The sequence below is a fragment of the Paenibacillus sp. S-38 genome (genome assembly GCF_049942825.1).
GTDB lineage: Bacteria > Bacillota > Bacilli > Paenibacillales > NBRC-103111 > Paenibacillus_G.
Window position 1 is genome coordinate 6,536,293 of sequence record NZ_CP187970.1, and the last position, 24,475, is coordinate 6,560,767.

Consider the following 24,475-nt stretch of genomic DNA (forward strand, 5'->3'; position numbering starts at 1 on the left):
AGGAATTCCATTGATCTATACGCAGGAACGCCGCTGGATCCCCTGGACCGAGCTCATCGTCCTGTTTCTTCTGCTCTATGCAGCGTCCCAATCGCTGCCAGCCCCTGTTTCGGAGTGGTCTCCCGATCCGCTGTTGTTCATCGTTCTCTACTTTGCGCTCCGGTACGGCACCCGGCTCGGTTTGCCTGCTGCAGCGGGTGCCGCCCTGCTGTACGGCTGGGAATTTTTCCGCGGCGGAGGGGATGGGTACACCCTGTTCAACGAATGGCCCGAGTACCAGCCGCTTGTCGTGTATGCGGGCATCGCCCTGTTCGTCGGTCATTATTCCTCTACACAACGGTACCGGTACCGGTCGCTCGCCGAAGAACACGAGGACCTGCAGAGCCGGCTTGCGCTTGTGGAGAAAAGCTGCAGCGACCTCTCCGTGGTGAAGAATGCGCTGGAGAAACGGATCGTGGGAGCCCAAGAGAGCTTATTTACGCTGTATAAAATGGCTAAAGCCTTGGACTCCGACGACCCGGAGATCATCTTCACCGATGCCGTCCGGCTGTTCCGCGAACTGATTCATGCCGAATCCGTCGTTATCTACCGGATGGATGCCTCCGGCAAGGTCATGCGGCTCAAAGTGTCCTACGGCTCCAAACCCGATGGCTATCCGGGCTCGGTCTTTCTCGAACAGCCCTCCTTGTACCGCCGCGTCTACGAGAGCCGGCTGATCCAGATCCGGGGTGCCGCGGATCCCCCCAGGGACCCGCTGATGGCCGGTCCCATTCTCGGGGAAGAGGGAGAGCTTATAGGCATTATCGGCTTGGACGGCCTGGATTTTAAGACGATGAACAAGGCGACGGCCGATTTGTTCAAGCTCATTCTGGGCTGGATGGGCGAAAGCTGCATCCGGGCCTTCCGTGAAGCGGAGAAGCTGCGGGGGGAGCGCTATTTCATGGATACCCTCATCATGAAGCCCGAGCCGTTCTACAACCGGCTCTCCGAAGAAACGCTGCGGGCCTCCGACTTCTCGCAGAAGTTCACGCTCTTTCAGCTGCCCATTGAATTCGAGGGCATGGACACGGAGGCCGCCCTGCAGGAGATGGATGCGCTGCTGCGACAAACCTTGAGGGCAGACGATGTCGTCGGCTATGACGCCTTCCGGGGAGAGCTGCTGTTCCTGCTGCCCGCCACCGCTCCCGAGCTCCGGGAGCGGATCGAATCGCGCATCCGCGGAAGGTTCGGGGAGGGGGGGAGCCCATGAAGCGCACCCGCTCTTCGCTGCACCGCGATCTTCCCGGCTCCGCCGCCCTGTCGGCACTGGCTCTTCTGGCCGCAGGTTTGCTGGATCTGGCGCAGACCGTGCTGCTGCCCGGGGTGCTGACAGGCACTCCGGACAGAGGAGGAAGCTTCGGCTGGGGATGGACGGCGGTCCTGCTGCTGCATCTGCTGCTGTGCACGGGGGTCTGGCTCCTCTTCCGCGCCACACCGCGCTACCGGCCCCAGGACCGGGCCAGCCTTCAGTGGGTCATGACGCTGAGCCTGTTCCTTCCCGGAGCAGGTTTGCTGTGCGGAGCGCTGATCGTGATCACGCTGTGGGTGGGAAGATTCGACGACCAGTTCTTCCGGGAGTATGAGAATTACGTTTACTATGTGCCCGGCTCGCTCGATTCGTTCGATGTCAACGTGGAGCAGCAGGCCGCGCTGATCCCCTTCCGCGAGATCCTGCAATCCGGGGCTTACGGCTCCAAGAAGGAAGCGATGTTCTCGCTGCTCCAATACGAGGGGAGCAACCAAGTCGCCCTTTTCCAGGAGGCTCTGCGCGACGAAGACCCCGAAGTCGTCCACTATGCGGCCACCACACTGACCTTCCTGAATGAACGGTTCGTACGCGAGATCAAAAAGGAGACGCAGGAGCTACAGGCGGACGAGACCTCCCTTCCCCAATGGAGGGTGCTGCTTCAAGCCTATGTCCGCTACCTGGACTCCCGCCTGCTTACCGGCGAGCTGGCGCAGGAGATCCGATCCACCCTGAAGCAGCTTATCCGCAGGGGAGCCGAGCTGTTTCCCTCCGAGCCGTACTTCACCGAGAAGCTGTGCTACCTGGCCCGGGCCGAAGGAGACTTTGCGCTGGCCGAGAGGCTCGCGAAGTCTATTGAGGGCACAGCGGAATACCGGTACGTCTCCTATCTCGCCTCGTGCGAGCGGCTCTATCAGGAAGGGAGCTTCGAAGAGCTGCGCCGGCTTGCATCAGCTTGGTGGAGCAGCGGCGTGACGATCCCCGAAGCCTATCAATCCGCCGTAAGGCTGTGGAAGGAGATGAACGATGACGGTGTTCCGCAAACAAGTGATTTTGAGCTGCGTTATCGCTAGCCTGCTGCTGCTGGGCGGCCTCCTTCAGTTCGCCCGCTCCCTTCAGTGGGATGCCTTCCCGGCGGACAGCTCCTACGCGGAGACCGAATTCGCCCTCGGGAGCAGCGAAGCAGCGGCTCCGGCGGAGGGAGCCTCCCTCCGCCTTCTGATCTTCAGCGACCCTGCGGATGCGGAGGGGCTCCGGGTGAAGAGCAATCTTACCGCAGCGCTGGAGCTTGCCAAGCTACCGTGGGACGAGATTGCAGCGGAAGATATCCCGGCGCTCTCCCCCGATCCTTGGCAGGTGCTGATTCTCATGGGCCAGAAGAACGAAGCTCTGGAGCCTGCCATGCTCCAGCGTTATGTGGAGGGCGGGGGCAGACTCGCGGTCATGACGCGATACTACGCCCCGGCGCTCAACGGACTTTTCGGGATTGGAGAGAACCGCGGATTCCTGCAGGGAGCCGTGCAGGGCATCACCACGGTGAAGCCGCTGTTCCCGGGTTACCCCGATCTGCCATCTACCAATAACATGTTCTCTAACTCCATGCTGGATGTGACCCTCCTGCCGGGTACCCAGGTTTATCTGACGGCCGGAGGCGTGCCGCTTCTGTGGACCTACGGATACGGAGAGGGTCGGGTTGTCTTCTGGAACTCTACGAGCGGTGTGCAGAAGACCGGAAGAGGCCTACTTGTCCACTCGCTCGGACTCGCAGCGGAGAGCATGGTCACCTCCCAGGCAGGCATCCGGACCCTGGAGATCGACGACTTCCCTTCTCCGGCTCCCGAAGCAACCAACCCTTTGGTCCGGCAGGAATACGGCCTGAGCACGCCGGAGTTCTACGAGCGGATCTGGTGGGCCGATATGGCCCGGTTCGCCGGCAGGTACGGCTGGAAGTATACCGGGCTGATGATCGGCAATTACCAGAACCGCACCGCCTCCCCCCTGCCGTCGCTGCTCGGGGAGGACCAGCCGCAGACAGTCCGCTTCTTCGGCCCAAGGCTTCTGAAGCTGGGAGGGGAGCTTGGGCTTCACGGATATAACCACCAGTCTCTGGTGACCCCGGCAGAGCCGCTTCCTCCCTCGCTGAACTATGTTCCCTGGCCTTCCCGCAGCGACATGATCGAAGGCCTGACCCGGCTTGCAGAGCTCGCCCATCATTATTTCCCGGAGCATGATCTGCGCACCTACGTTCCTCCATCCAATGTCATGGGCCGGGAAGGCAAGGAAGCGATCGCGGCCGCCGTGCCTTCCGTCAATATCCTCGCTTCCCTTTATTTTGCGGGGAGCGAAGCGGGCCCGCTGGAGCAGGAGTTCGGTCCGGATCCCGACAACAAGCGGTTCTATGATTACCCCCGCATCACATCCGGGTACTGGCTGGATGAAGAAGCGCAGTTCTTCCAGACGGACGCGGTCGCCAACTTCGGGCTTGTGAACCATTTTGTCCATCCGGATGACGTGCTGGACGCCGAGCGGTCGCAGGGCCGCGGCTGGTCGTTTCTCAGCAGCAAGTTCGAAGAGTGGATGAAGCAGCTGACCGAAAGCTATCCTTATCTGCAGCCGCTGACCGTCCGTGATTCGGTCAAGAAGCTTATCCTGTACCAGAACAGCCGGATTGAGACCCGCTACGAGGCCGGCAGGATCACGATCCGCGCCCAGGACGCGCCGCTTCCCTCCGTGTACACGCTGAGGCTGCCGGCAGGCAGGACGCCTGATCTGCCCCCGGAACAGGGCACGATCCTCTCCTGGGAGCCCGCTTCCGGACTCTGGCGGATCGAAGCGAAGCAGGCTGCGCTGGAGATTACGCTGAAGCACGGGGAGGCCGCGCCGTGAAGATTGCCCTGATCGTCGAAGGAAGCTATCCTTACGTGGCCGGCGGCGTCGCGAGCTGGATCCAGATGCTCGTAACCTCGATGCGCGAGCATGATTTTGAGATCGTCGCGATCTCCTCCTCCCGCAAAGAGGCCCGGGAGCCCAAATACAAGATGCCGGTCAATGTAACGGGTGTACACGATGTGTACATTATGGATTACCTCGAGCTGGCAGAGGGCCGGGGGCCGCGCCTGCGTCCGGAGGAAGCGCGCCTGTGCCTGGACTGGTTCGCCTTCCGGGAAGGCTCGGAAGGCGCGCTGCCCATCATCGCGGACCCGTCGAGGCTGGGCAATCCGATCGCTTTCCTGAAGAGCGAGGCCTTCTGGGAGCTGCTTGTGGATTCCTACTGCAACGAAATGCCCTCGCGCTCCTTCAACGCTTATTTCTGGACCTGGCGCTCCATGTATCTGCCGGCCATCTTCCTCCTGCAGCAGTCTTATCCGGAGGCAGACGTGTACCATGCGGTATCCACCGGCTACGCCGGAATGATCGCCTCCTATCTGCGGCAGAAGCACGGCACACCGTTCATCCTCACGGAGCACGGCGTCTATGCCAGGGAACGCGAAGAGGAAATCCTGCAATCGGCCTGGGTGGAGCCGGCATTCAAGCGGCGCTGGATCGACTACTTCTATCATATGTCCCGGGGCGCCTACCGGACGGCCGACCGCACCATTGCGCTCTACGGCGGAACGCAGCACATTCAGCTTGAGCTTGGCGCGCCGGAAGACCGGTCGCTGATCGTCCCGAACGGGATCGACTACGAGACGCTCTCCCGGCTTCCGCGGCGCACCAGCGAGCCCGGCGCAGCAATCACTTTCGGCGCCCTGGTGCGGCTGGTGCCGATCAAGGACATCAAGACGCTGCTGTACGCCGCCAGGCTCGCCGCCCGGCGTATTCCGCACATGGAGCTGTGGATCATGGGCCCGACAGATGAGGATCCCGACTATTACGAGGAATGCCTTGCCCTAACCCGGCAGCTGGAGCTGGAAGACATTGTCACCTTCACTGGCAAGGTATCGGTCGCCGAACGGCTTCCGCTTGTGGATGTGCTCCTCCTCAGCTCCATCAGCGAAGGCCAGCCGCTGGCCGTTCTCGAAGGGATGGCCGCGGGCATCCCCTGGATCTGTACGGACGTAGGCAGCTGCAGAGAGCTGCTCGAAGGCAAGGACGAGCACGATCCCGGCGTCGCAGGCTATGTCGTACCGCCGGTGAACCCGGCCGCTATGGCCGACCGGATGGTGCAGATGTACGAGTCTCCCGGACAGAGAAGCTATATGGGGGCGGTCGGCCGCCGCCGGGTGGAAGCCTATTATCAGATCGGGCACTTCATAGAAACCTATCGCAAACTGTACCGGGAGGCGGTGGACGGATGGCCGGAATAGGATTCAAACTGCAGAAGCTCTTCCGCGAGGACTATACCTCGCTCCAGATCCGGGCGTATGCCTACGCTTCCTTCATCGCGGCGGGTCCCTGGCTGATTTCGGTGCTGAGCGTATCGCTTCTCAACTTCCTGATCCGCAGGTACGGCGGCTTCGGCGAGCAGGAAGCCCAGCTGTTCATAGTGACGGTATCCTACTGCTTCATCTTCTCCCAGATCGTGTCGGGGGGCTGGCAGCTGGTCGTCACCCGGTTCCTCGCGGACCACTTTTATCTCGGCAGGCTCGACATCATCACACCGGTGTACACCGGCATATCCCGTCTGGTCCTGGTCATCTCGGCGGCCGCCGCGCTGCTCTTCTATTGGAACACCCCACTGCCCTTCAGCTACAAACTGATCTCGGCGGTCCTCTTCCTTGCGATGGGGCAGATCTGGCTGTCGATGGTCTTCCTGTCCGCGGCCAAAAACTACCGGATCATCTCCTGGGCCTTCGTGACGGGCGGTCTGCTGGCGGTGGTCTTCGTGCTGCTCCTGCTCCGTCACCCGCTGCCCTTCACCTCCCACAGAGATGCCTCGAATGTTCTCCTCGGCTTCACGCTGGGCATGCTTGCCGCGATGAGCATCCTAGCCGCCGTGCTGCTGCGGACCTTCCCGTCGAAGCACATGGAGAATCCGTATGGCTTTCTGCAGTACGCGGACAAATTTCCCTCCCTGCTCGTGACCGGATTCGGCTACAACCTGGGGGTCTGGATGGACAAGATCCTCATCTGGCTCGGTCCGGCCGGCGTCACCGTAGAGGGCACGTTCCGCTTCTCGCCGATCTATGACAACGCCGTCTTCCTTGCCTACCTGACCGTCGTCCCTTCCCTGGTGCTCTTCGTGGTCTCGGTGGAGACGAGGTTCTATGACAAGTACCGGAAATTCTACGGCTATATCACGAACGGCGGGACGCTGGAGATGATTCTGACGGCCAAAAAAAGGATGGTCGAAGTGCTCTGGAACGAACTTCTGCGGATGGCCAAGCTGCAGGGCAGCCTCACCCTCTTCCTGATTGTGGTATCCGGCTTTCTCCTGGATAGGCTGGGGTACGGCCCGCTGACCGCCGATATCTTCCGCATCTACAGCCTGGGCGCCATGGTCAGCACGCTGATGCTTACCGTGATCCTCATCATGCTCTACTTCGAGGATCGACAAGGAGCCTGGGTCACTTCCCTGCTGTTCCTGTCGCTGAATACCTTGTTCACCCTTGGCGTCCTCCCCCCGGGGCTGGACTTCTACGGCTTCAATTATTTCCTGGCCTCCTTCATCGCCTTCGCCTACAGCTCCTGGAGGCTGCTCACTTTCCTGCAGCGCATTGAAGTGCGGACCTTTGTCCGGCAGGGCATCCTGGAGCCTAGGTGGCAGGGGTGGTTCACCCGGCTCAGCGAGTTTGCTTACCGCTGGCTGTAAGGGGCCGCTTCAGAGGCCGGACGCCACACCTCTTCCCATGCCAAACTACCTCTTTACGGACCGGTAAGAAAAAATCCCGGGCGGTGAAGAGGTTTTTTTGATGAGGATGTAGGAAATTAGAAGAATTTGTCGAATACCTAAGGAAAGATTGTTTGCGGACTTGTCCGCTTGCCGTTACCCGTCAATCCTTCACTTACTCTATAAAGGCAAAGGTGGTTCTCTTGAATCTAGTCAATGTCCTGCTGCTCAATGTGCTGGCACTAGCGGCCGCCGTCATGCTGTACCAGCTGCCGTGGTCGGAGAAGCTCCGCAAGGGGCATGAGACCAAAAGCCGCCTCATGGCGGCAGCGGTCTGCGCGCTGGCTTCCCTGTTCGCTATGGCTCACCCGCTTCAGCTCGGCTCCTGGCCTCCGCTGGACTTCGGCATGATCCCGCTGGCCGTCTGCTTCTTCTACGGCGGCCCTCTCTATGCGCTGGGCGCGGGAGCGCTCATGCTCGCTTTCCGCTTCGGTGCCGGCGGGCTGGAAGCCTGGGTCTTCCCCGCCGTTCTCGCGCTTGTGCTCGGCGGCCTCTGGCTCGTCCGGCGCCGGCTGCGGGAGACCGCGATGCTGCTTCACCCGCTGAACGGCGCCCTGCTCGGGCTCGCCGTCTCCGCGGTGCTCGTCCTCGCGAGCGCAGCCAGCCTGCTCGCCCAGGGCATCGCCCCTGCCGGACGGCTCTATGCGCTGTGGGCGGCTTACGCCGCGGCACAGGCCTGTACGGCGGGGCTCGTCGCCTACCTGCTTGGACAGAGCCGTCTGCGCAGCGGAGGGCCGGCGGCGCTCCGGGCGCAGGATACGTCGGCCGCCGCCGCAGAGCTGGCCTCCTCGATCGCCAGGGAGGTGCATCCCTCCCTGACCGCCGCCAAGGGCTTCGTGCAGATGCTCGCCGGGCAGGAACTGCCCGAGGGCAAACGCCAGGCCTACGCCAAGCTGGCGCAGGAGGAGATGGACAAGGCGCAGACGGTGATCGGAGACTTCGTCACGCTCTCGCGGCCTCCGCTGGCCGAGCTTGAGCTGCTCGATGTGAAGCAGGCGATCCTGAGGGCGCTGGAGACACTGGAGCCTTACGCCGCTCTGCAGAAGATCGAGGTGCAGACCCAGCTGCAGGACAGCCTGATCATCAGCGCGAACGCAGATCACTTTACCCAGTGCATGCTGCATCTGCTCCGCAACGGCATGGAAGCCATGCCGGGCGGCGGACGTCTTCACATCGTGGCTGGACGCCAGAGCCAGACGGTATGCATCGATATCATCGACGAAGGGGCGGGCATGTCGCCGGATGAAGTCGGCCGGCTCGGCACCCCGCTCTATAGCGCCGGCAGCAAGAGGAACCGGCTCGGCATGATCGTCACCTACCGGACGATCCAGAACCTGCACGGCCGCATCGATGTGACGAGCGAGCTTGGCAAGGGCACCTGCTTCTCCATTCTGATCCCTTCCCTCCCCGCCTCTACTTATCATTAATGGGGAGGGGGCCTCACGGCTTCGCATCCTGCTTCGCCAGCACATCCATGACCTCCCGGAAGAGGGTCAGGGATGTGTTTTTTTGTCCTTCGGGCAGCTGGCCGACCAGCACCGCCACCGCGTAGCGCGGCTTCCCGGCGGGGCCGTAACCGACGAACCAGTGGTTCTCGCCCGGCTGTCCGTTCCTCAGCGTAATCTGGGCGGTGCCCGATTTGCCCGCGAGCGGCCACTTCGCCTGCTGCAGCGGCTGCCCCGTGCCGCGGGAGACCACCCCCTGCATCCACTTCAGCAGTACCTTGGCGGTGGCGGGGCGGATGCCTCCCTCGGTCTGCACCCCGGCGTCCTGGGCCAGACCGCGCAGCTGGGGCCCGAAAATTTCGTACGGCCGGCCGCTGCGGAAGCGGATGCTGTCCACGAGGCGGGGCGAACGAACCTCGCCCCCGTGCAGCAGCGTCACGACCAGATTGGCGGCGGCCAGCGGCGTCATCCGTACGTCCCGCTGGCCGATCGAGGTCTGTGCAACCGCCCCCGCATCCTTCGCCTCCGCAGGATCCGCATAGACCGTCCCGCCCTCTTCACCGTCCCATTGGTGAAGGTGCGGGTGCCCGTGCACATCCCCGCTCCAGCCGACCGTGCCGGTCACTCCCAGCTTCCTGGCGTAGCGCTCCAGCTGCTCCCCGCCGAGCCGCTCGGCGATCTTCGCGAACGCGACGTTGCACGACTGCGCGTAAGCCTCCTCAAGCGTCAGACGGCCGTGACCGCCCTCCTTCCAGCACGAGAGCCCGAAGCGGCCGAGCTCGCCCGTGCACTCGAATGTCTCGCCCGGACGGACGGCCTTTGTCTCGAGCGCGGCAGCCGCGGTCACCGTCTTGAAGACCGAGCCGGGGACCGCCGCCTTCACCGCCCGGCTGCTCCACGCGCCTCCCGAGAGATCCACATGCTCCGGGTCGAAGGCCGGCCGGCTTGCCGCCGCAACCGTATCCCCGTGCTCCGTATCGAGCACGACGACCGCACCCTCCCGGATGTGCAGCCGCTCCATCCGCGCCTCGATCTCCCGCTGGATGCGCCCATCCAGCGTGGTAACGACCTGCAGCGGATAGTTCGGATTGTCCGGTGCGATCCGCCGGGCGTCGAGCCCCGGCAGCGCCCGCTTCTCCCCGTCGGTGAACAGGGAGACGGATGTGGGGCCGAGGCCCTGCAGCCAGGGCTCGAACGTCTTCTCCAGCCCGGCGCCTCCGATCTTGCTCGTGAGCTGGAGCTCTCCCTTGTGGAACTGGTCCGTGAACTGCTTCGTGATCCGCTCGGGGTTCTGCCCGATGAATCCGATAACCTGGGCGGCCGGCTGGTTCTCCGTATAGCGCTCCTTGTAGGGCAGCACTCTGAGGCCGGGCAGGCCGAGAGCTTCCAGGCGCCTCGCCTCCGCCGGACTTAGCGCAGCCGGCCGCTCCTCCCGCCGCCACAGCCAGGGTATCTTCAGCCCGAGGATCAGGCTCTTCCACTCGTTCTGAGGCACGCCTAGGATCCGGGCCGCTTCGGTGTAGCGGTCAGCTTCCGGGCCGCTTTCCAGGGCCTGCTTGTTCACCGGGAAGAGGGCCAGCACCTGCAGCTCGCGCCCGGTCAGCGGCTCCAGCCGGCGGTCCAGGAAGTCCCCCCTTCCCGAATCCAGCACAATCCCCTCCGCCCGCTGGATGACGGAGTTCTCTGTAAGATCGATGCCCAGGCCGGCGAAGCTGTGCACGGCCGCCGCCTGGATCCAGAACAGGCGGATATTCCACAGGACGAGTACTGCCGTAATTCCGGATAAGACGATAAAGATGCGGTTTTTTCGGACGCCCGGTTCCCTCATGCTGCACACCTTCCAAGTCTGTCGAAATTTGGCACAACAGGAATTCATCTCTCAGTATCAACCTACGCCGCCGCATCTAAACCGCACGATGCCATTCGGTTGGTTTCTGTCTTGATCCAAGCGCCTGCCAACGGCAAAAACGCCTTCTCCCAAGCGGGGAAAGGCGTTCAGCCGGCGTCCGGGACATTGCCTGCTTCCGGTGCCTGTCAAGTGCTTATCCATGAAACGGCTATACCTGAAATTTGGTCAGCGACTCCTTCAGCGAGTTGGAGAGCTCCTCCAGCTTCTCCGACAGCCTCACGAGGCCTGTGGAGACTCCGAGCTGCTCCGAGCTCAGCGAAGCGACCTGCTCCGATGTGGCGGACGACTCCTCAGCCACCGCACTGACATTGGCCATCGCGTCGGTCAGCACCAGCTGCGAGGCTTCGAGCTGGGAGATCGACTCCGTCACCTCGGAGAGGCGCCCGATGAGTCCGCTCATCTGCTCGTCCACCTGCTCGAAGATCGAGCCGGCTTCCTTCACCGAGGAGATCTGCTCTTGGAAGATCGGATAGGCCTGGGACAGCACGCCCACGGTCTCTTCGATCTCCTTCTGAATCTTGGCGGTGATCTGGCCTACGATATCGATGGACTGCTTCGACTGGTCAGCAAGCTTGCGGATCTCATCGGCCACCACCATGAAGCCTTTGCCCGCTTCTCCGGCCCGCGCCGCCTCGATCGTGGCGTTGAGCGACAGGATATTCGTCTGCTTGGTCATGCTGCGGAGCACATCAAGAATCTTCACGATGGAGCCCGTGCTCTCCTTCAGGTTATCCACCTTCTCGACCATCGACCGGGTCATCGTTTCGGTCGTGTTCGTCTTGCCGATGAGCTCCGACATATATTCGATGCCCTGCTTACTGGAATGCTGCACCTCTGAAGCGGAAGTTCCCATCACGACATTGGATTCGACCACGCTCTTCATCTGGGTCGAGATTTGGTACGTCAGCTCATTGCCCCGCTCCGATTCCATGGCGAGCGAGGTCGCGCCTCCGGCAATCTCCTCGGTGGCTACGGCGATCTCCTTGGCGGAAGACGCCGTCTTCTTCGATACGTCGGAGAGCTCCGCCGCCGTATCGAGCACTTCCTGCGCAGAATGGTTCGTCTGCCGGACAAGCGCGGTGATCTTTTCCATCATCTCGTTGAAGCTTCGGCCGAGCTGCCCGATTTCGTCCTCGCTCTTCACTTCCATGCGGACCGTCAGGTTGCCCTGCTCGCCTTCCTTCATCAGGTTGCGGAGCAGCACCAGCGGGCGGCCGATCATCCGGATGATGAAGTAGCCGATACCCACCGCCATGATCATGGCGATGACAGCCATCACCCAGGTCATCGTAAAGATTTTCTTCGCATCCTTCACGAGCTGGTCGACCGGCATCGCACCGACGAGAAGCCAGCCCGTCTTCTCGGACTTGTAATAGACGATCTGCGTATCTTCCTTGTCGCTCAGCAGACTGCCCTTCGTTTCATTCAGCTTCTCCTTGGTCACGCCGAGGGCGCTGTCCTGCCCGATCAATCCGTTATCTACAGCGGAGATCGTCTTGAGCTCCGGGTTTACGATCAGGGTACGCCCGCCTTCGCCCATGTTGATCTCGGCGACTTCCTTGCTCAGCGTCTCTCCCTGAATCTCCATCAGAAGTACGGCCTGCACGCTGCTCGAGGTCGTATCCCGGAGCAGACGGCTGAGACCATAGGTCGGGGTTCCCCCGAAGCCGATGCCATCCGAATACCCCTTCGGGTTGGTCTCCATCCAGTACGGACGTCCGCCCTCCTCCACGGCTTTCTTGAACCACTCTTCTTCAGCAACCTTCTTCGTCGGCGACATGCTGCCCCCTACCGAGCTGAGCAGCTCGCCTTTGGAATCGAACAGGTAGATTGACTTCAAGGTTTTGTTCGAAAAAGCGAACACGTTGAGCCGCTCGCCCAGCTCCCGCCGCAGCTGGAGGAAATCGAAGCTTCCCTTGTCCAAAGAAGCCGACTTCAGCAATGCATCCTTGATGAAGCCGTCAAGCATTACCTGCATCGAGAGATCTTCGTATACGGCGTACATGAGATCAAGCTTCTGCCCCGCCTGCGCGATGGTTCCCTCCGAAGCTTCGCCGACCTTCGTCTGAATCACACCCTTGGAGATACTGTAGGAGGTTAGACCGACCGTCAGAACAAAGAATAGAATCGATACGAAAAAAATCAAAAACAACTTGGCCCCTACCGACTTCACCAGCTGGCTCAGCCGGACCTCCCGCTTCGTGCCTGCCGCCCGAATGACGGCCGCCGTTCCTTTGACCGTCCCCTTCAGCGCCCCTCTGGCTGCTGCCTTGGCTGTCCGCCGCGCCTTGTCCCCAAGCCCGCTCTCCTGCAGCTTCTGCTTGGCGCTGCGCCCTTCCCGTGCCAGCCTGGATTTGATTGTTGCCCACTGCTCTTTCACATGTACCCACCCCTATGTAAGTTAGATTTCATGAAAGGATAGAAAAAATGGGGAATGCCAATGTAAATGTAATCGCATACATAAAGTATTCGACATTTTACGCTCTATTCCTTCCTGATCTTACAATAACGTTGTGAAAAAAGACCTATAAATACTGGTAAAAGCTAGTCCCTAGCTCCTCTTTGGAAGGAGGTTCCAGCATCTCTTACTTTATATCGGGACATGCGTCCCCATTTGTTAGATCTTGGCGAATTTTTTACTTCAGATGAACGGCTTCGCCATCCTTATTGGCGGTCCCCGTTTGTCTAGGCAGCTGCAAGCCGATGTGACACACCTTACTAGCGGAATCCATTAAAAAAAGCCGCAGCGGCCGCTGCGGCTTCCTTGCTTCCTTATTTACCGAACTTCTTGCGCATCATATCGAGCGGCTTTACCGGCGCTTCCACCTTCATGCGGATGAGCTGCAGCGGATGTCTTGCGGCATCCAGCTTGTCGCCTTCCTGGCTGAAGATCTCCGGCACCACCTGCTTGAAGAACGTGCCCTTCGGTCCGAAGAATTCGACCTCCTGGCCCGGCTTGAAGTGGTTGCGCTGCTGGATCAGCGCCGTTCCGGTCGCTTCGTCATACTCCATGACCACCCCGACGAAGTCGTAAGGAGCGGCTTTCTCCTCCGGCTCGAAGATATGATCCTCGTGCCCCGGGGAGTCGTAGAAGAAGCCCGTGTTCAGGGGCCGGTTAGCGGCCTTCTGAATCTCGTAGAGCCACTGCGGGTTCATCTGATAATTCTCCGGATCCTCGAAGTAAGCGTCGATGGCCTGGCGGTACGCATTGACGACCGTGGCCACATAGTGCACGCTCTTCATCCGGCCCTCGATCTTGAACGAATCCACGCCCGCACGGATCAGATCCGGCACATGCTCGATCATGCAGAGGTCCTTCGAGCTCATCGAGAACGGGTTGTCGCCCTCCTGGAAGAGCGGAATCTCCTTGATGCCGATCTGCGTGTCCTCTTCCGTCGTGAACAGGTCGTACTTCCAGCGGCAGGACTGCGAGCAGCCCCCGCGGTTCGAATCGCGGTCCGTGAAGTGGTTCGATAGCACGCAGCGTCCGGAGTACGAGGAGCACATCGCCCCGTGGACGAACACCTCGATCTCCATCTCGACGTTCTCTTTGATCTCGCGGATCTCTTCCATCGTCGCTTCCCGCGCCAGTACGACGCGGTCGATGCCTTCTTCCTTCCAGAACTGCACCGCGCCCGCATTCATCGTGGACTGCTGGGTGCTCAGGTGGATCTCCAGCTTCGGCGCCGCGCGTTTACAGGTCTCGATGATGACCGGGTCCGCGACGATAATCGCATGCACGCCGGCATCCTGGATCCCCTTCAGATAAGCTTCAATGCCTTCGATATCCTCATTGTGGGCGTAGATGTTGGTCGCCACGAACACCTTCGCGCCGTATTTCTCCGCGAACTCCACGCCCTCCCGCATTTCTTCGAACGTAAAGTTGTCCGCATTGGAGCGCAGTCCGTACTGCTGCCCCCCGATATAGACCGCATCGGCGCCGTAGTGCACCGCAAACTTCAGCTTCTCGAGGCTGCCTGCCGGCGCCAGCACCTCCGGCTTCTCGAACCGGATGCGTTTACCGAGCAGCTGCTCTCTCATCAAGGTCATGATGTTCACCTCTCTATTCGTTCGTTCCTTGGATTAATAGACCTGCTCTTTGAAGAAAAAGCCGTAGCTCAGCTCGCGGTTCGGATCCTGGAGCGCCCGGATCTCATCCAGCCATTCCTCCTGGAACTCGTACCCTGCCGGATCGGCCGTATAAGCATCGATCACCTTGCGGTAGCTGCGGATCACCGCTTCGTTGTACTCCACAGGCTTCAGCAGCGATTCGAGCTTCAGCGAATCGATACCGCCCTCCATCAATTCATGCAGCGAGTCAAGCATGCACATATCGTCCGAGCTCATGATATGCGTGCCGTTCTCATCCTCATACACGGGGAAGCGCTCCTCCGGACGCTCCTGCTCGATTAGGAACAGGCCCTCCTCCTTGCTCAGCTCCTCGCGGGAAATCGTCTCGAAGCGGCCCTGATGCTCCTGATAATTCTGGAGCAGACTGCGCTTCGAATGATATATATTCGTAATGCCGTGCACCTGGACCTGCACTTCCATCGTGCCTTCCAGCTGACGGGCGATCTCCAGCGTCTCCTCCAGGTTCAGCTCGCGGGCAAGTACCATCCGCACCGCCCCCTTGGAGCCCCAGTAGCGCGCCGTCTCGTAGTTGGTGGAGGTCATCTCCGCATTCCAGTGCAGCTCCACGTCCGGAGCCGCCTGGCGTGCGGCGATCAGCACGGCCGGGTCGCCGAAGACGGCGCCGTCCACGCGGACCTCCTGCAGCTTGGCCATATAGGCCTTGAGGTCCGGCAGGATGCGGTTATCCATAATGTTGTTGACCGCCGCATAGATGCGCGCCCCGCGGGCATGAGCCCACTCCAGCAGCGCGCCGAGCTCCTCTGCGGGCACCTCGCCCGGCAGACGCATCCCGAAGCGGTGCTCGCCGACCAGCACGGCGTCGGCTCCCGCTTCGATATAACGGCGGGCTTCCTCGGCAGAGCCGGCCGGGATGAGCAGTTCCGGTTTTTTCACCATAACGTTCCCTTCTTTTCCTTGAAGTGGTGTAGTTCTAAGGACTGCCGGCTTTGTTGCTCTCGGCAATGTTCTTCTTATGCTGCTCGAAGGTTTCGGCAAACAGGTGCCCCATCGTGCCGTCCTTCTTCGTTACGTAGAACAGGTAGCTCGTCGTCTCCGGATAGAGCGCCGCTTCGATGGAGGCAAGCGACGGACTCGCGATCGGTCCGGGAGGCAGACCTTTATTGAGATAAGTATTATAAGGGCTGACCACTTCGAGATCCTTGTGCAGCAGTCTCTCCTTCGGCTTGTCCAGCAGATACTGGATCGTCGCGTCGATCTGAAGAGGCATGTCCTGCTTCAGCCTGTTCTGGATCACGCCGCTGACGATCTTCCGCTCCTCGTCCACGACCACCTCGCGTTCGATCAAGGAAGCGATGGTCAGCACCTCATGGAAGGTCAAACCGCGTTCTTTCATAACGTCCTGCCATCCCTTGGGCAGCTCTTCCAGCCTTCGGCCGAGCTCCCGCACCATCGTATCCACAATCTCCTGCGGCTTCGCGTCCTTCTTCCATTCATACGTCTCCGGGAAAAGGTACCCTTCCAGCCGGTGACGCAGCTTGGCATCCGGCGCCGGCAGTGCCGGCAGGCCTTCCGTTCCCTCGGACGGCCGGTAGCTGTCCGCCACAGCCAACAGGTCTGCGGCCTTCAGGCCCTCCTGCTCCTCCAGCTTCCGAGCGATCTGAAGCAGCGTGAAGCCTTCCGGAACGGTGAGCCGCAGTCCGGCTTCCTTGACCGTCTCTCCGCTGTTGAGCTTGGCGATAATCTCATCGGCCGTCGCACCCGGTGCCCACTCGTATTCGCCCGCCTGGAACCGCCCTCCCTCACCCTTGTACCGGAGATACAAGGTGAACATCCGGCTGTCCCGAATAAGTCCCTTGGCCTCCAGCTCGTGAGCCAGCTGGGCCGTCGAGGTGCCCGGCGGGTACGAGATCCGCACCGCGGCAGCGGAAGTAGACGGCGGCTGGAGTGCGCTGCGGATATACCACACGGCAGCCGCGGCTGCCGTCAAAATGATAAAAATGCTTACTACGCCCCAACGCCGGGAGCGTCTGCGCGATGCTGTCCTATCCACGTCGCGTTGCTGCTCCCCTTTCTGCTAGCTTTGCCCGGCTTCAAAATAAAAAGAGCGGATTGTCTCCGCTCCAGGCTTCCCTGCTTGCTCCCTTCGGCTCCGGACGCGCAGCAGCACTCTGCTGCATGAAGCAATCCGGCAGCAGAACGCAGAGCCGGGGAATTCTGCGAACTCCCCGCAGGTAACAGCGCATTATATCGTATCTTCCGCCGGGAAAGTCCATTCATCGAAGAGTTCGGAGATGTTCTCCCACTCGTCGTCATCGTCGATCGTCTCCAGCTCGAGCTCCCCGTCAGCCTTCGCGGCGACGCGGAAAATCTCCGGTTCATCTTCCTTGCCCGGCTTGGCCTTCTCGAGCATCGCATAGCCTTGGCCGTTCAGCATGAGCTCGGCGGTAATCCGGTACACAACGGATTCCTGCCCCTCATCATACAAAATAATATCATCTCCGAACACGTCCCGCAACTGGCGTGTCGGCTGTGCTTCCGGTGCGCTCAAACGGATGGGCCTCCTCGGCAGACAGCCTGTGCCCGGAACTTGCGGCACAGGCTCTGTATGCGTAATTAGGATTTGGATTCTTCTTCCTCTTCGTCGAACTCTTCCATGAGCGTGTTGAAGGTTTCTTCGACGATGTTCCATTCTTCTTCGTCGTCAATCGTGTAGAGCTGCAGATCGTCGCCGTCTTCTTCATAGCGGAACGCATACACTTCGTCGGATTCCTCATCGGCATCGACAGGAACAACCATCATGTACTTTTTGTCCGAGCCGTCCACCTCGAATTTCATGATGACTTCAAACTCTTCTTCGTTGCCTTCCTCATCCGGAATGTAAATGATCTCGGGCTCTTCCTGCAGCTGTTCTTGGATTTGGTCTTTGTCTGACATGTTCCTTCACCTCTTTACCTAGAATGAGAATCCATATAGTTTTGCAAAATGAGCGCAGCCGCCATCTTGTCGATGACCTGCTTTCGTTTCTTGCGGGAGACGTCCGCCTCCAGCAGCGTACGGGTAGCGGAGACGGTCGTAAGGCGTTCGTCCCACAGGTGAACCGGCATCTCTAGTGTTTCATGCAAAGTTTGGGAGAATGCAATACAAATTTCTCCACGGGGGCCTATCGTGTTATTCATATTCTTCGGCAGACCGACGACAATCTCGGTCACGCCGTACTGCTCGATAATTTCCCGAAGGCGGGTGAGGTCGCGTTCCTGCGTCGTCCGGCGGATCACCTCAAGACCCTGTGCCGTCCAGCCGAGCTCGTCGCTGACCGCCACGCCGATCGTTTTGTCCCCATAATCGAGTCCCATGTAGCGCATGCTGCCTGCTCCCTTACGGAGGTGGCCGACCGGAAGGTCCGCCGCCTGCCGCTTTTCCGTGCAACTTAAGATTTGTGGTTCTGCAGATAGGACCGGACGAGCTCTTCGATCAATTCGTCGCGCTCCCTCTTGCGGATCATGCTCCGCGCATTGTTGTGGCGCGGGATGTAAGCCGGATCGCCGGAGAGCAGATATCCGACGATTTGGTTGATCGGATTATACCCTTTCTCCTGGAGGGCATCATACACGGCGAGTATGACTTCTCTGGGCGAAGTCTCGATCTCCTCCGCTTTTACGTTAAACTTCATCGTTTTATCCATCGAACTCACGCTGAGCACCCCCTGCCATCATCTTACACTCTCTTATTCGCCATTTGTCGAAAAATTCCTCTTGACAAGCAAAATTTATTTATTTGGAACCGAGCAGCCCTTCGACGCTCTCCAGCGCCTCCTGCAGCTTCGAGGCATCCTTGCCGCCTGCCTGCGCCATGTCGGGACGTCCGCCGCCGCTGCCTCCGCAGCGTACAGCCACTTCCTTGATGAGCTTGCCGGCATGGTAGCCTTGAGCCACGAGATCCGGGGTAACGGCTGCTACGAGGTTAACTTTGTCTTCCGCCGGTGCCCCAAGCACGATCACGGCCGAGCCCAGCTTCGACTTCATCTGGTCGACGATGTTGCGCAGAGACTCCATATCCGCCGCGGATACCTGGGCAGCCAGCAGCTGAACGCCGTTCACGTTCCGGACCTGATCGGTCAACGACCCGGCTTCGATACCGCCGAGCTTCGCCTTCAGCGACTCGTTCTCGCGGGAGAGTTCCTTGATCTGGCCGAACAGGGCGTCGATGCGCTTCGGCACGTCGGCGATGTTCGACTTGAGCAGCGACGAAGCGTCGCGGAGCAGCTGGAGCTGGCCGTCGAGATACTGGTACGCATGGCGGCCTGTCGTCGCCTCGATCCGGCGTACGCCCGATCCGATGCCCGACTCGCTGATGATCTTGAAGAGGCCGATCTGGCTCGTGTTCTGAACGTGGCAGCCGCCGCACAGCTCGAGGCTGTAGCCGCCGACCTTCACGACGCGGACCACGTCGCCGTACTTCTCGCCGAAGAGGGCCATCGCGCCCATTGCCTTCGCTTCCGCGATCGGCTTCAGGGAGATGTCGACCTCGGTCGTCTTCCAGATCTGCGCGTTCACCCGGCGCTCGATCTCCTGCAGCTCTTCGGCTGAGATCGAACCGAAGTGCGAGAAGTCGAAGCGCAGACGCTCCGGCGCTACGAGGGAACCCGCCTGGTTGACGTGCTCGCCGAGCACTTCCTTGAGCGCCTTGTGGAGCAGGTGAGTCGCGGTATGGTTCTTGATGATATCCTCACGCACTTCCTGCGTGACGGTTGCCTGCACGGAATCCCCTTTGCGGAGCACGCCGGCTTCCACCACCACGGTATGCACGTGCTGGCCGTGCGGTGCCTTCGTAACGTCCTCCACTTTCAGCACCGTATCGCCGGCCGTAATGTAGCCGTGGTCGCTGACCTGTCCGCCGCTCTCGGCGTAGAACGGAGTCACGTCCAGGATCACCTGGCACGTTTCGCCGGTGCCGACAAGATCCACGAACTGGTTCTCATGGACCACCGCGATCACTTTAGCAGGTGTTACCAAATCAGTATAACCAACAAACTCGCTTTTAACCGTGAAGTCGGCCAGCGGGCCGCCCTGTGTCTGCATGCTGCCGGAATCCTGACGTGCTGCACGGGCGCGGTCACGCTGCTCCTGCATCGCGGCATCGAAGCCTTCGCGGTCGACAGTCATGCCCTTCTCCGCAGCGAAGTCCTCGGTCAGGTCGAACGGGAAGCCATACGTATCGTAGAGCTTGAACGCATCTGGACCGGAAATCTGAGTGGAGCCCGCCTGGCGGGCCTTCTCCGCCATCTCGCCGAGAATCGCAAGTCCGTCGGACAGAGTCTCGTGGAAGCGCTCCTCTTCCGTGCGGATGACCTTCTCGATGAATTCGCGCTTCTGGACAACCTCCGGATAGTAGACGCCCATCACTTCGCCTACGATCGGTGTCAGCAGGTACAGGAACGGCTTATCCATGCCGAGCACCTTGCCATAGCGGACCGCACGGCGCAACAGACGGCGGATCACATAGCCGCGGCCTTCGTTGGACGGCAGGACGCCGTCGCCGACGGAGAACGCCACCGTACGGATGTGGTCCGCAATAACCTTCAGCGCCACGTCGAACTCTTCGTTCTCCTTGTATTTCACTCCGGCCAGCTCGCAGGTCTTTTGGATCATCGGCTGGAACAGGTCGGTGTCGAAGTTCGAGTCTACGTCCTGCAGGATCGATGCAAAGCGCTCAAGACCCGCGCCCGTATCGATGTTCTTGTTCGGCAGCGGCGTATAGGAGCCGTCCTTGTTGTGGTTGAACTGCGAGAAGACGAGGTTCCATACTTCGAGGAAGCGCTCATTCTCGCCGCCCGGCCAGCACTCCGGATCGTTCAGGTCGCCGTACTTCTCGCCGCGGTCGTAGAAGATCTCCGTACACGGTCCGCAAGGGCCTTCGCCGATATCCCAGAAGTTCTCCTCCAGCTTGTAGATGCGCTCCGCCGGGAGCCCGATCTTCTTGTTCCAGTAGTCGAACGCTTCCGTATCCTCCGGGTAGACGGTCACGGACAGTCGCTCCGGATCGAAGCCGATCCACTCGGGGCTCGTCAGGAACTCCCACGCCCATGTGATGACTTCTTCCTTGAAGTAGTCGCCGATGGAGAAGTTGCCGAGCATCTCGAAAAAGGTATGGTGGCGGCGCGTCTTGCCGACATTCTCGATGTCGTTGGTGCGGATACACTTCTGCGAGTTCGCGATCCGCGGATTCTCCGGTACGACGCGGCCGTCGAAGTACGGCTTCAGCGGCGCCATCCCCGCGTTGATCCACAGCAGCGACGGGTCGTTATGCGGAACGAGCGGCGCGCTCGGCTCGATTTTGTGTCCTTTGCTTTCGAAGAACTGCAGCCATTTGGAACGGATTTCACTGGCTTTCATGACGGTAACTCCTTTTATGGTAGGTTTGGGGAACACAGGGGTGAAAAACAAAAAAACGCCCCTGAAAAACAGGGACGAGTTGCTCGCGGTACCACCCTGGTTATTGCGCGGCGCAGCCCCTGTTCAAGGCGGCCCTGCAATCTCCTTAGACAAGACGATAACGGGTCTTGAGACCGGCGGAGTTGATCCGCGCTCCGAAAGTAGCGTTCAGTCATTCTTCATCAGGAAGGCATTCGCAGCGGGGAATGGGCCTCTCCGGCACCGGTTCCTCAGCCTTCTCTCTGGCTAATGGGCTATGACCTACTGAATTTCATCTTCGCTTTGACGGGATAGGCTTACTTGGGTATTCCTTCCCAAAGTATACCCGGACGAAGGTCGGCATGTCAACTTGGGTCCGCTAGGGAGCAACTCTCCTCCGAAGAGACCCGTAACGGTCACCACCGCCGATTCAAGATTCATGATCAATATTCCCGGGGTCCGGGACCTTAGTTCCAGCTCATCCGGGTGACAAGCCGGTGCTTGAACAAACTGAGCACGAAGTCGATATAGTAGTCCTCGCGGACAATCCACTGGTACTCCTCGTGGCCGTGTGCAGAGAAGAGCACATCCGTAAGGACATGGTTGTCGTTGAAATGATCGCGGATGCGCTTCACCGCTTTTTCCAGCTCGGCATCCGGGCTGTGGAGCTTCATGCGGAACTCGATATCCTGCCCTGATGCATCCTCTTCTATGGTCAGCAGCTCGGGATTGTATTCATAGTGAAGCATGGAACTGCCTCCTTACCTTGGACAAATGACAGCTTGGCTGCAGGCCGGTTCCCTCGTGGGGCCGTTCCTATAGTAACTATCTCATAGAGGACACGCCAATGCAATCATCAGAAGGCCACGGCCGGCTGACTGGCGGCTTATGAGTAAAGCTCGTGAACTTTAAAATGCTGATTCATACTTCGGCGCGTTGAAGGGATGGGCAGGCGGTTCCAGCCGCTGTTGAAATCGTGTCCTCTCATTGAATTTTGAATAGGTACAGGACACGACTTCAAAGGCGGCACGTAAACTCCCCCCCTGCCCATTCCCTCTTGGAGTCGGCTGAGTGCTTTGGCGCCAGTTAGAAAGACTCAACACCTATCCCCAGCCCAACAGCAAAAGAGCCTGCAGACGCAGGCCCTCCGTAGAATCAACTATGCCGCTTTTGTTCACCTGCCCAATTCAAAGCCCCACTCCCCCTGCCCCCTCCACACTTAAGTCGGGGTCCGGCGGTGAATATAATAGGTAAACACATGCTGCAGGATCACCTTCATTACGGCAAAGAAGGGAACAGCCAGAATCAGGCCGGCGATACCCGCGATCTCCCCGCCTACGAGAAGGGCGAAGATGATGAAGAGCGGATGCATCTTCAGCGAACGGCCGACGACCTGCGGCGAGATCACATTGCCTTCCATGATCTGGCAGGCCGTGTTGACGAGAATGACGAAGAGCACCATTTTGAGGGAGATGGTTGCCGCTACGATCAGCGCTGGAGCCGCCCCAAGGAAAGGACCCAGGTACGGAATGATGTTGAACACCGCCACCACGCAGGCCAGCAGCAGGGCATAGGGCATCCCGATCAGCCAGTAGCCGATGTACGCGAGCAGCCCGACGATCATGCATACGGTGAACTGCCCGCGGATGTAATTGCCCAGGGCCGTATCGATATCCATCAGCATCGAGACGATCTCCTTGCGGTGATTACGCGGGACGATAGCCAGTGTCGTTTTTTCCAGCAGCTGAAAATCCTTGAGGATGTAGAACGCCACAAATGGGATGATGAAGATCAGGAACAGCGTATTGATCGTATTGCCGATCGAATGGATGTAATTCGCGATGGCCAGGGAGACCCCGTTCTCGAGCTTCGAGAGTGACTGGTTGATCCCCGTCCGCACGCTGTCCGGCAGGAACTGCAGATCATTCATGTTCTGTACGACATTCTGCGCCTTGAAGGCCACATCCGGCATGTGCTCGTTGAGCTCGGCCAGCTGGCGAACGAACATCGGGATGATGTTCATGAGCACCACCGTGGTGGAGGTGATGAAGACCGCGTAGATCAGCAGCACGGCGATGGTCCTAGGCACCTTTCGCGCCCCAAGCAGAGTGACCACCGGGTTAAGGACGTACGAAATAATCATCGCGATGATGAACGGCGTCAGGATCTCCCGAAGAAATTGATATATGCCCACGAACAAGGGGCGGAGCTGCTGCAGCATGAACAAAATGATCAAGGCAAGCAGGATATACACCATCCCGAGCAGCAGACTGCTCTTCGTAAACCGTTCCATAGCCAGCCCCCTCCCCTTCCGGGCCAAATTCGGTACGCTCCCCGTGCAGAGCCCCGTTTCTTCCGTAGCGTACCAGTTCCCCATGCATCGCTTGGCCTGGGCCGAAGCCCGTCCGAGCGGACGAGAACGGAGTCCCTCCATTCTCTGCTCGTTACAGTATATGTAGGACATCTCCCGCTTAACCCTGCAGGCCCGTCTTCTGCCTGATCAAGCCGCTCCCGGCTTGGGGAGAAGAAGCCGATCTGTCCTCCGCCCGCATATGCTGCCGCAGGCCGGAATACAATGAGGGGGATGAGCAAGGCACAGCCTGCGGAGCAAGTTAAAAAAACGAGCTGAATCGAATTCTACTCTCCATATGGGAACAAAAAACACCGCCCCGGTAAGGTCTTCCGACCTTCGGACAGCGGTGCTGGTCACCCTTCCCCTTCCGGGGAATTCAGGCGTTAATTCGCGTGAACTTGCGGCATTTCTTCTTCAAAGAACAAATCATCCAGAGAGCTCAGCGTGCCGTCTTCTTCCACCTGGAAGACCGACATTTTCTCTCCGTTGACGGACAATTCGATAAAGCATCCCCAGCAGTAGAACTGATGGGAACCGATTTTGCCGATATCTTTGGAATTGCAGTTTGGACAACGTAGCATCGGTATCACCCTATTCTTCTTTTGATTCGAAGATTTCTTGTAATGTATCGCTGGCATGGACGGGTACAATGAGTACATCCTCCCCGGCTTTCACCGAATCGGGAAGCGGCAGCCACTTGCGCCCCTCTCTTAAGTCCGTCAGGAAACCCTCGCTAAGCTCGTAACCTATTACCTTTATACCCTGATCCGCCTGGAGGTAAACATCCTCAACAATCCCCAACTCGCGGCCGTTCGCCGTAAGCACCGGGATCCCCTTCACTTTACAGTCTCCGCAGATCAGACTGCGGTAAGGAACCTCCTCCGGGAGCCCGGCAATGACTTCCTCACAGGGGATCATCACCGCGTCCTCACCCAGAGCGGCCACATCCTCCGCACGGATGCACATCGGATCGGAATACCAGTGCTTCGTCTCCAGCAGGAGCATCCGCACCAGCCATTTCTCGTCCAGAAGAAGGTCTTTGACTTCGCCGGCCTGCTTGCCCGATTCCAGGCACATGACCGGCAGGCCGATGACATCGCGCGCTCTTCTCAAGACTCGCTCACTCCTCTTCTGGCTGTTCATATCCCGGT

20 protein-coding genes are annotated in these 24,475 nt (G+C 59.8%); 6 read left to right on the forward strand and 14 right to left on the reverse strand.

The features are described from left to right. The first annotated feature begins 10 nt into the window (after positions 1-10). The 6 genes from ACP26L_RS28530 (at position 11) to ACP26L_RS28555 (ending at position 8,542) form a co-directional block, all read left to right on the forward strand. On the forward strand, positions 11-1,249 hold the full coding sequence (locus ACP26L_RS28530; RefSeq protein WP_426448554.1) for a hypothetical protein: 1,239 nt from the start codon (positions 11-13) through the stop codon (positions 1,247-1,249). Beyond that, positions 1,246-2,358, forward strand: a complete 1,113-nt coding sequence (locus tag ACP26L_RS28535; protein WP_426448556.1) for a hypothetical protein — start codon at positions 1,246-1,248, stop codon at positions 2,356-2,358. The genes ACP26L_RS28530 and ACP26L_RS28535 overlap by 4 nt, the downstream gene beginning before the upstream one ends. Continuing rightward, positions 2,312-4,171, forward strand: coding sequence for a DUF2194 domain-containing protein (locus ACP26L_RS28540; RefSeq protein ID WP_426448558.1), 1,860 nt, complete (start codon positions 2,312-2,314; stop codon positions 4,169-4,171). The genes ACP26L_RS28535 and ACP26L_RS28540 overlap by 47 nt, the downstream gene beginning before the upstream one ends. Then, positions 4,168-5,592, forward strand: a complete 1,425-nt coding sequence (gene pelF / locus ACP26L_RS28545; RefSeq protein WP_426448560.1) for a GT4 family glycosyltransferase PelF — start codon at positions 4,168-4,170, stop codon at positions 5,590-5,592. Before ACP26L_RS28540 ends, pelF begins: the two co-directional genes overlap by 4 nt. Beyond that, positions 5,580-7,037 carry an exopolysaccharide Pel transporter PelG gene (gene pelG, locus ACP26L_RS28550; RefSeq protein ID WP_426448562.1) on the forward strand — a complete coding sequence of 486 codons (1,458 nt, stop codon included), beginning with the start codon at positions 5,580-5,582 and terminating at the stop codon, positions 7,035-7,037. Before pelF ends, pelG begins: the two co-directional genes overlap by 13 nt. A gap of 212 nt (positions 7,038-7,249) precedes the next feature. Further along, positions 7,250-8,542, forward strand: coding sequence for an ATP-binding protein (locus ACP26L_RS28555; RefSeq protein WP_426455125.1), 1,293 nt, complete (start codon positions 7,250-7,252; stop codon positions 8,540-8,542). A 13-nt stretch (positions 8,543-8,555) separates the two neighbouring features. On the opposite strand, the gene ACP26L_RS28560 is transcribed toward ACP26L_RS28555, so the two are convergent. From ACP26L_RS28560 to ACP26L_RS28625, 14 genes are all read right to left on the reverse strand, one after another. Then, positions 8,556-10,388, reverse strand: coding sequence for a peptidoglycan D,D-transpeptidase FtsI family protein (locus tag ACP26L_RS28560; protein ID WP_426448564.1), 1,833 nt, complete (start codon positions 10,386-10,388; stop codon positions 8,556-8,558). Between the two features lie 229 nt (positions 10,389-10,617). Beyond that, positions 10,618-12,849 (reverse strand): methyl-accepting chemotaxis protein, encoded by a 2,232-nt coding sequence (locus tag ACP26L_RS28565; RefSeq protein ID WP_426448566.1) that lies wholly within the window; start codon positions 12,847-12,849, stop codon positions 10,618-10,620. 392 nt (positions 12,850-13,241) lie between these two features. Next, entirely contained in the window at positions 13,242-14,519 is a 1,278-nt protein-coding gene (locus ACP26L_RS28570; protein WP_426448568.1) for a peptidase U32 family protein, read from the reverse strand. A gap of 33 nt (positions 14,520-14,552) precedes the next feature. Beyond that, positions 14,553-15,497, reverse strand: coding sequence for a peptidase U32 family protein (locus ACP26L_RS28575; RefSeq protein ID WP_426448570.1), 945 nt, complete (start codon positions 15,495-15,497; stop codon positions 14,553-14,555). A 34-nt stretch (positions 15,498-15,531) separates the two neighbouring features. Next, positions 15,532-16,611: an endolytic transglycosylase MltG gene (gene mltG, locus ACP26L_RS28580; protein WP_426448572.1), complete on the reverse strand. Its 1,080-nt coding sequence runs from the start codon at positions 16,609-16,611 to the stop codon at positions 15,532-15,534. 192 nt (positions 16,612-16,803) lie between these two features. Beyond that, a complete protein-coding gene (locus ACP26L_RS28585) occupies positions 16,804-17,109 on the reverse strand; it encodes a DUF1292 domain-containing protein (protein ID WP_426448574.1) in 306 nt (101 codons plus the stop codon). A 65-nt stretch (positions 17,110-17,174) separates the two neighbouring features. Then, the gene (locus tag ACP26L_RS28590) at positions 17,175-17,495 is read right to left on the reverse strand and encodes a DUF1292 domain-containing protein (RefSeq protein WP_013920037.1); all 321 of its coding nucleotides are present in this window, start codon (positions 17,493-17,495) and stop codon (positions 17,175-17,177) included. Positions 17,496-17,509: 14 nt separating this feature from the next. After that, the gene (ruvX, locus tag ACP26L_RS28595) at positions 17,510-17,923 is read right to left on the reverse strand and encodes a Holliday junction resolvase RuvX (protein WP_426448576.1); all 414 of its coding nucleotides are present in this window, start codon (positions 17,921-17,923) and stop codon (positions 17,510-17,512) included. Positions 17,924-17,988: 65 nt separating this feature from the next. Continuing rightward, a complete protein-coding gene (locus ACP26L_RS28600) occupies positions 17,989-18,252 on the reverse strand; it encodes an IreB family regulatory phosphoprotein (RefSeq protein ID WP_426448578.1) in 264 nt (87 codons plus the stop codon). A 79-nt stretch (positions 18,253-18,331) separates the two neighbouring features. Beyond that, on the reverse strand, positions 18,332-20,953 hold the full coding sequence (gene alaS / locus ACP26L_RS28605) for an alanine--tRNA ligase (protein WP_426448580.1): 2,622 nt from the start codon (positions 20,951-20,953) through the stop codon (positions 18,332-18,334). A 485-nt stretch (positions 20,954-21,438) separates the two neighbouring features. Beyond that, on the reverse strand, positions 21,439-21,720 hold the full coding sequence (locus tag ACP26L_RS28610) for a hypothetical protein (protein ID WP_426448582.1): 282 nt from the start codon (positions 21,718-21,720) through the stop codon (positions 21,439-21,441). A gap of 470 nt (positions 21,721-22,190) precedes the next feature. Further along, positions 22,191-23,264: an AI-2E family transporter gene (locus tag ACP26L_RS28615; protein WP_426448584.1), complete on the reverse strand. Its 1,074-nt coding sequence runs from the start codon at positions 23,262-23,264 to the stop codon at positions 22,191-22,193. A 443-nt stretch (positions 23,265-23,707) separates the two neighbouring features. Beyond that, complete coding sequence (locus ACP26L_RS28620) at positions 23,708-23,905, reverse strand: hypothetical protein (RefSeq protein ID WP_426448586.1); 198 nt, start codon at positions 23,903-23,905, stop codon at positions 23,708-23,710. Positions 23,906-23,915: 10 nt separating this feature from the next. Further along, a complete protein-coding gene (locus ACP26L_RS28625; RefSeq protein WP_426448587.1) occupies positions 23,916-24,437 on the reverse strand; it encodes a PRC-barrel domain-containing protein in 522 nt (173 codons plus the stop codon). Positions 24,438-24,475: the final 38 nt, after the last annotated feature.

Excerpts from the sequence above, each read along its gene's own strand:
- ACP26L_RS28535 (WP_426448556.1), top strand. The coding sequence starts at position 1,246 with ATGAAGCGCACCCGCTCTTCGCTGCACCGCGATCTTCCCGGCTCCGCC.
- ACP26L_RS28540 (WP_426448558.1), top strand. The coding sequence starts at position 2,312 with ATGACGGTGTTCCGCAAACAAGTGATTTTGAGCTGCGTTATCGCTAGC.
- pelG (WP_426448562.1), top strand. The coding sequence starts at position 5,580 with ATGGCCGGAATAGGATTCAAACTGCAGAAGCTCTTCCGCGAGGACTAT.
- ACP26L_RS28560 (WP_426448564.1), bottom strand. The coding sequence starts at position 10,388 with ATGAGGGAACCGGGCGTCCGAAAAAACCGCATCTTTATCGTCTTATCC.
- ACP26L_RS28570 (WP_426448568.1), bottom strand. The coding sequence starts at position 14,519 with ATGACCTTGATGAGAGAGCAGCTGCTCGGTAAACGCATCCGGTTCGAG.
- ACP26L_RS28575 (WP_426448570.1), bottom strand. The coding sequence starts at position 15,497 with ATGGTGAAAAAACCGGAACTGCTCATCCCGGCCGGCTCTGCCGAGGAA.
- ACP26L_RS28590 (WP_013920037.1), bottom strand. The coding sequence starts at position 17,495 with ATGTCAGACAAAGACCAAATCCAAGAACAGCTGCAGGAAGAGCCCGAG.
- ruvX (WP_426448576.1), bottom strand. The coding sequence starts at position 17,923 with ATGCGCTACATGGGACTCGATTATGGGGACAAAACGATCGGCGTGGCG.
- alaS (WP_426448580.1), bottom strand. The coding sequence starts at position 20,953 with ATGAAAGCCAGTGAAATCCGTTCCAAATGGCTGCAGTTCTTCGAAAGC.
- ACP26L_RS28610 (WP_426448582.1), bottom strand. The coding sequence starts at position 21,720 with ATGCTTCACTATGAATACAATCCCGAGCTGCTGACCATAGAAGAGGAT.
- ACP26L_RS28615 (WP_426448584.1), bottom strand. The coding sequence starts at position 23,264 with ATGGAACGGTTTACGAAGAGCAGTCTGCTGCTCGGGATGGTGTATATC.
- ACP26L_RS28620 (WP_426448586.1), bottom strand. The coding sequence starts at position 23,905 with ATGCTACGTTGTCCAAACTGCAATTCCAAAGATATCGGCAAAATCGGT.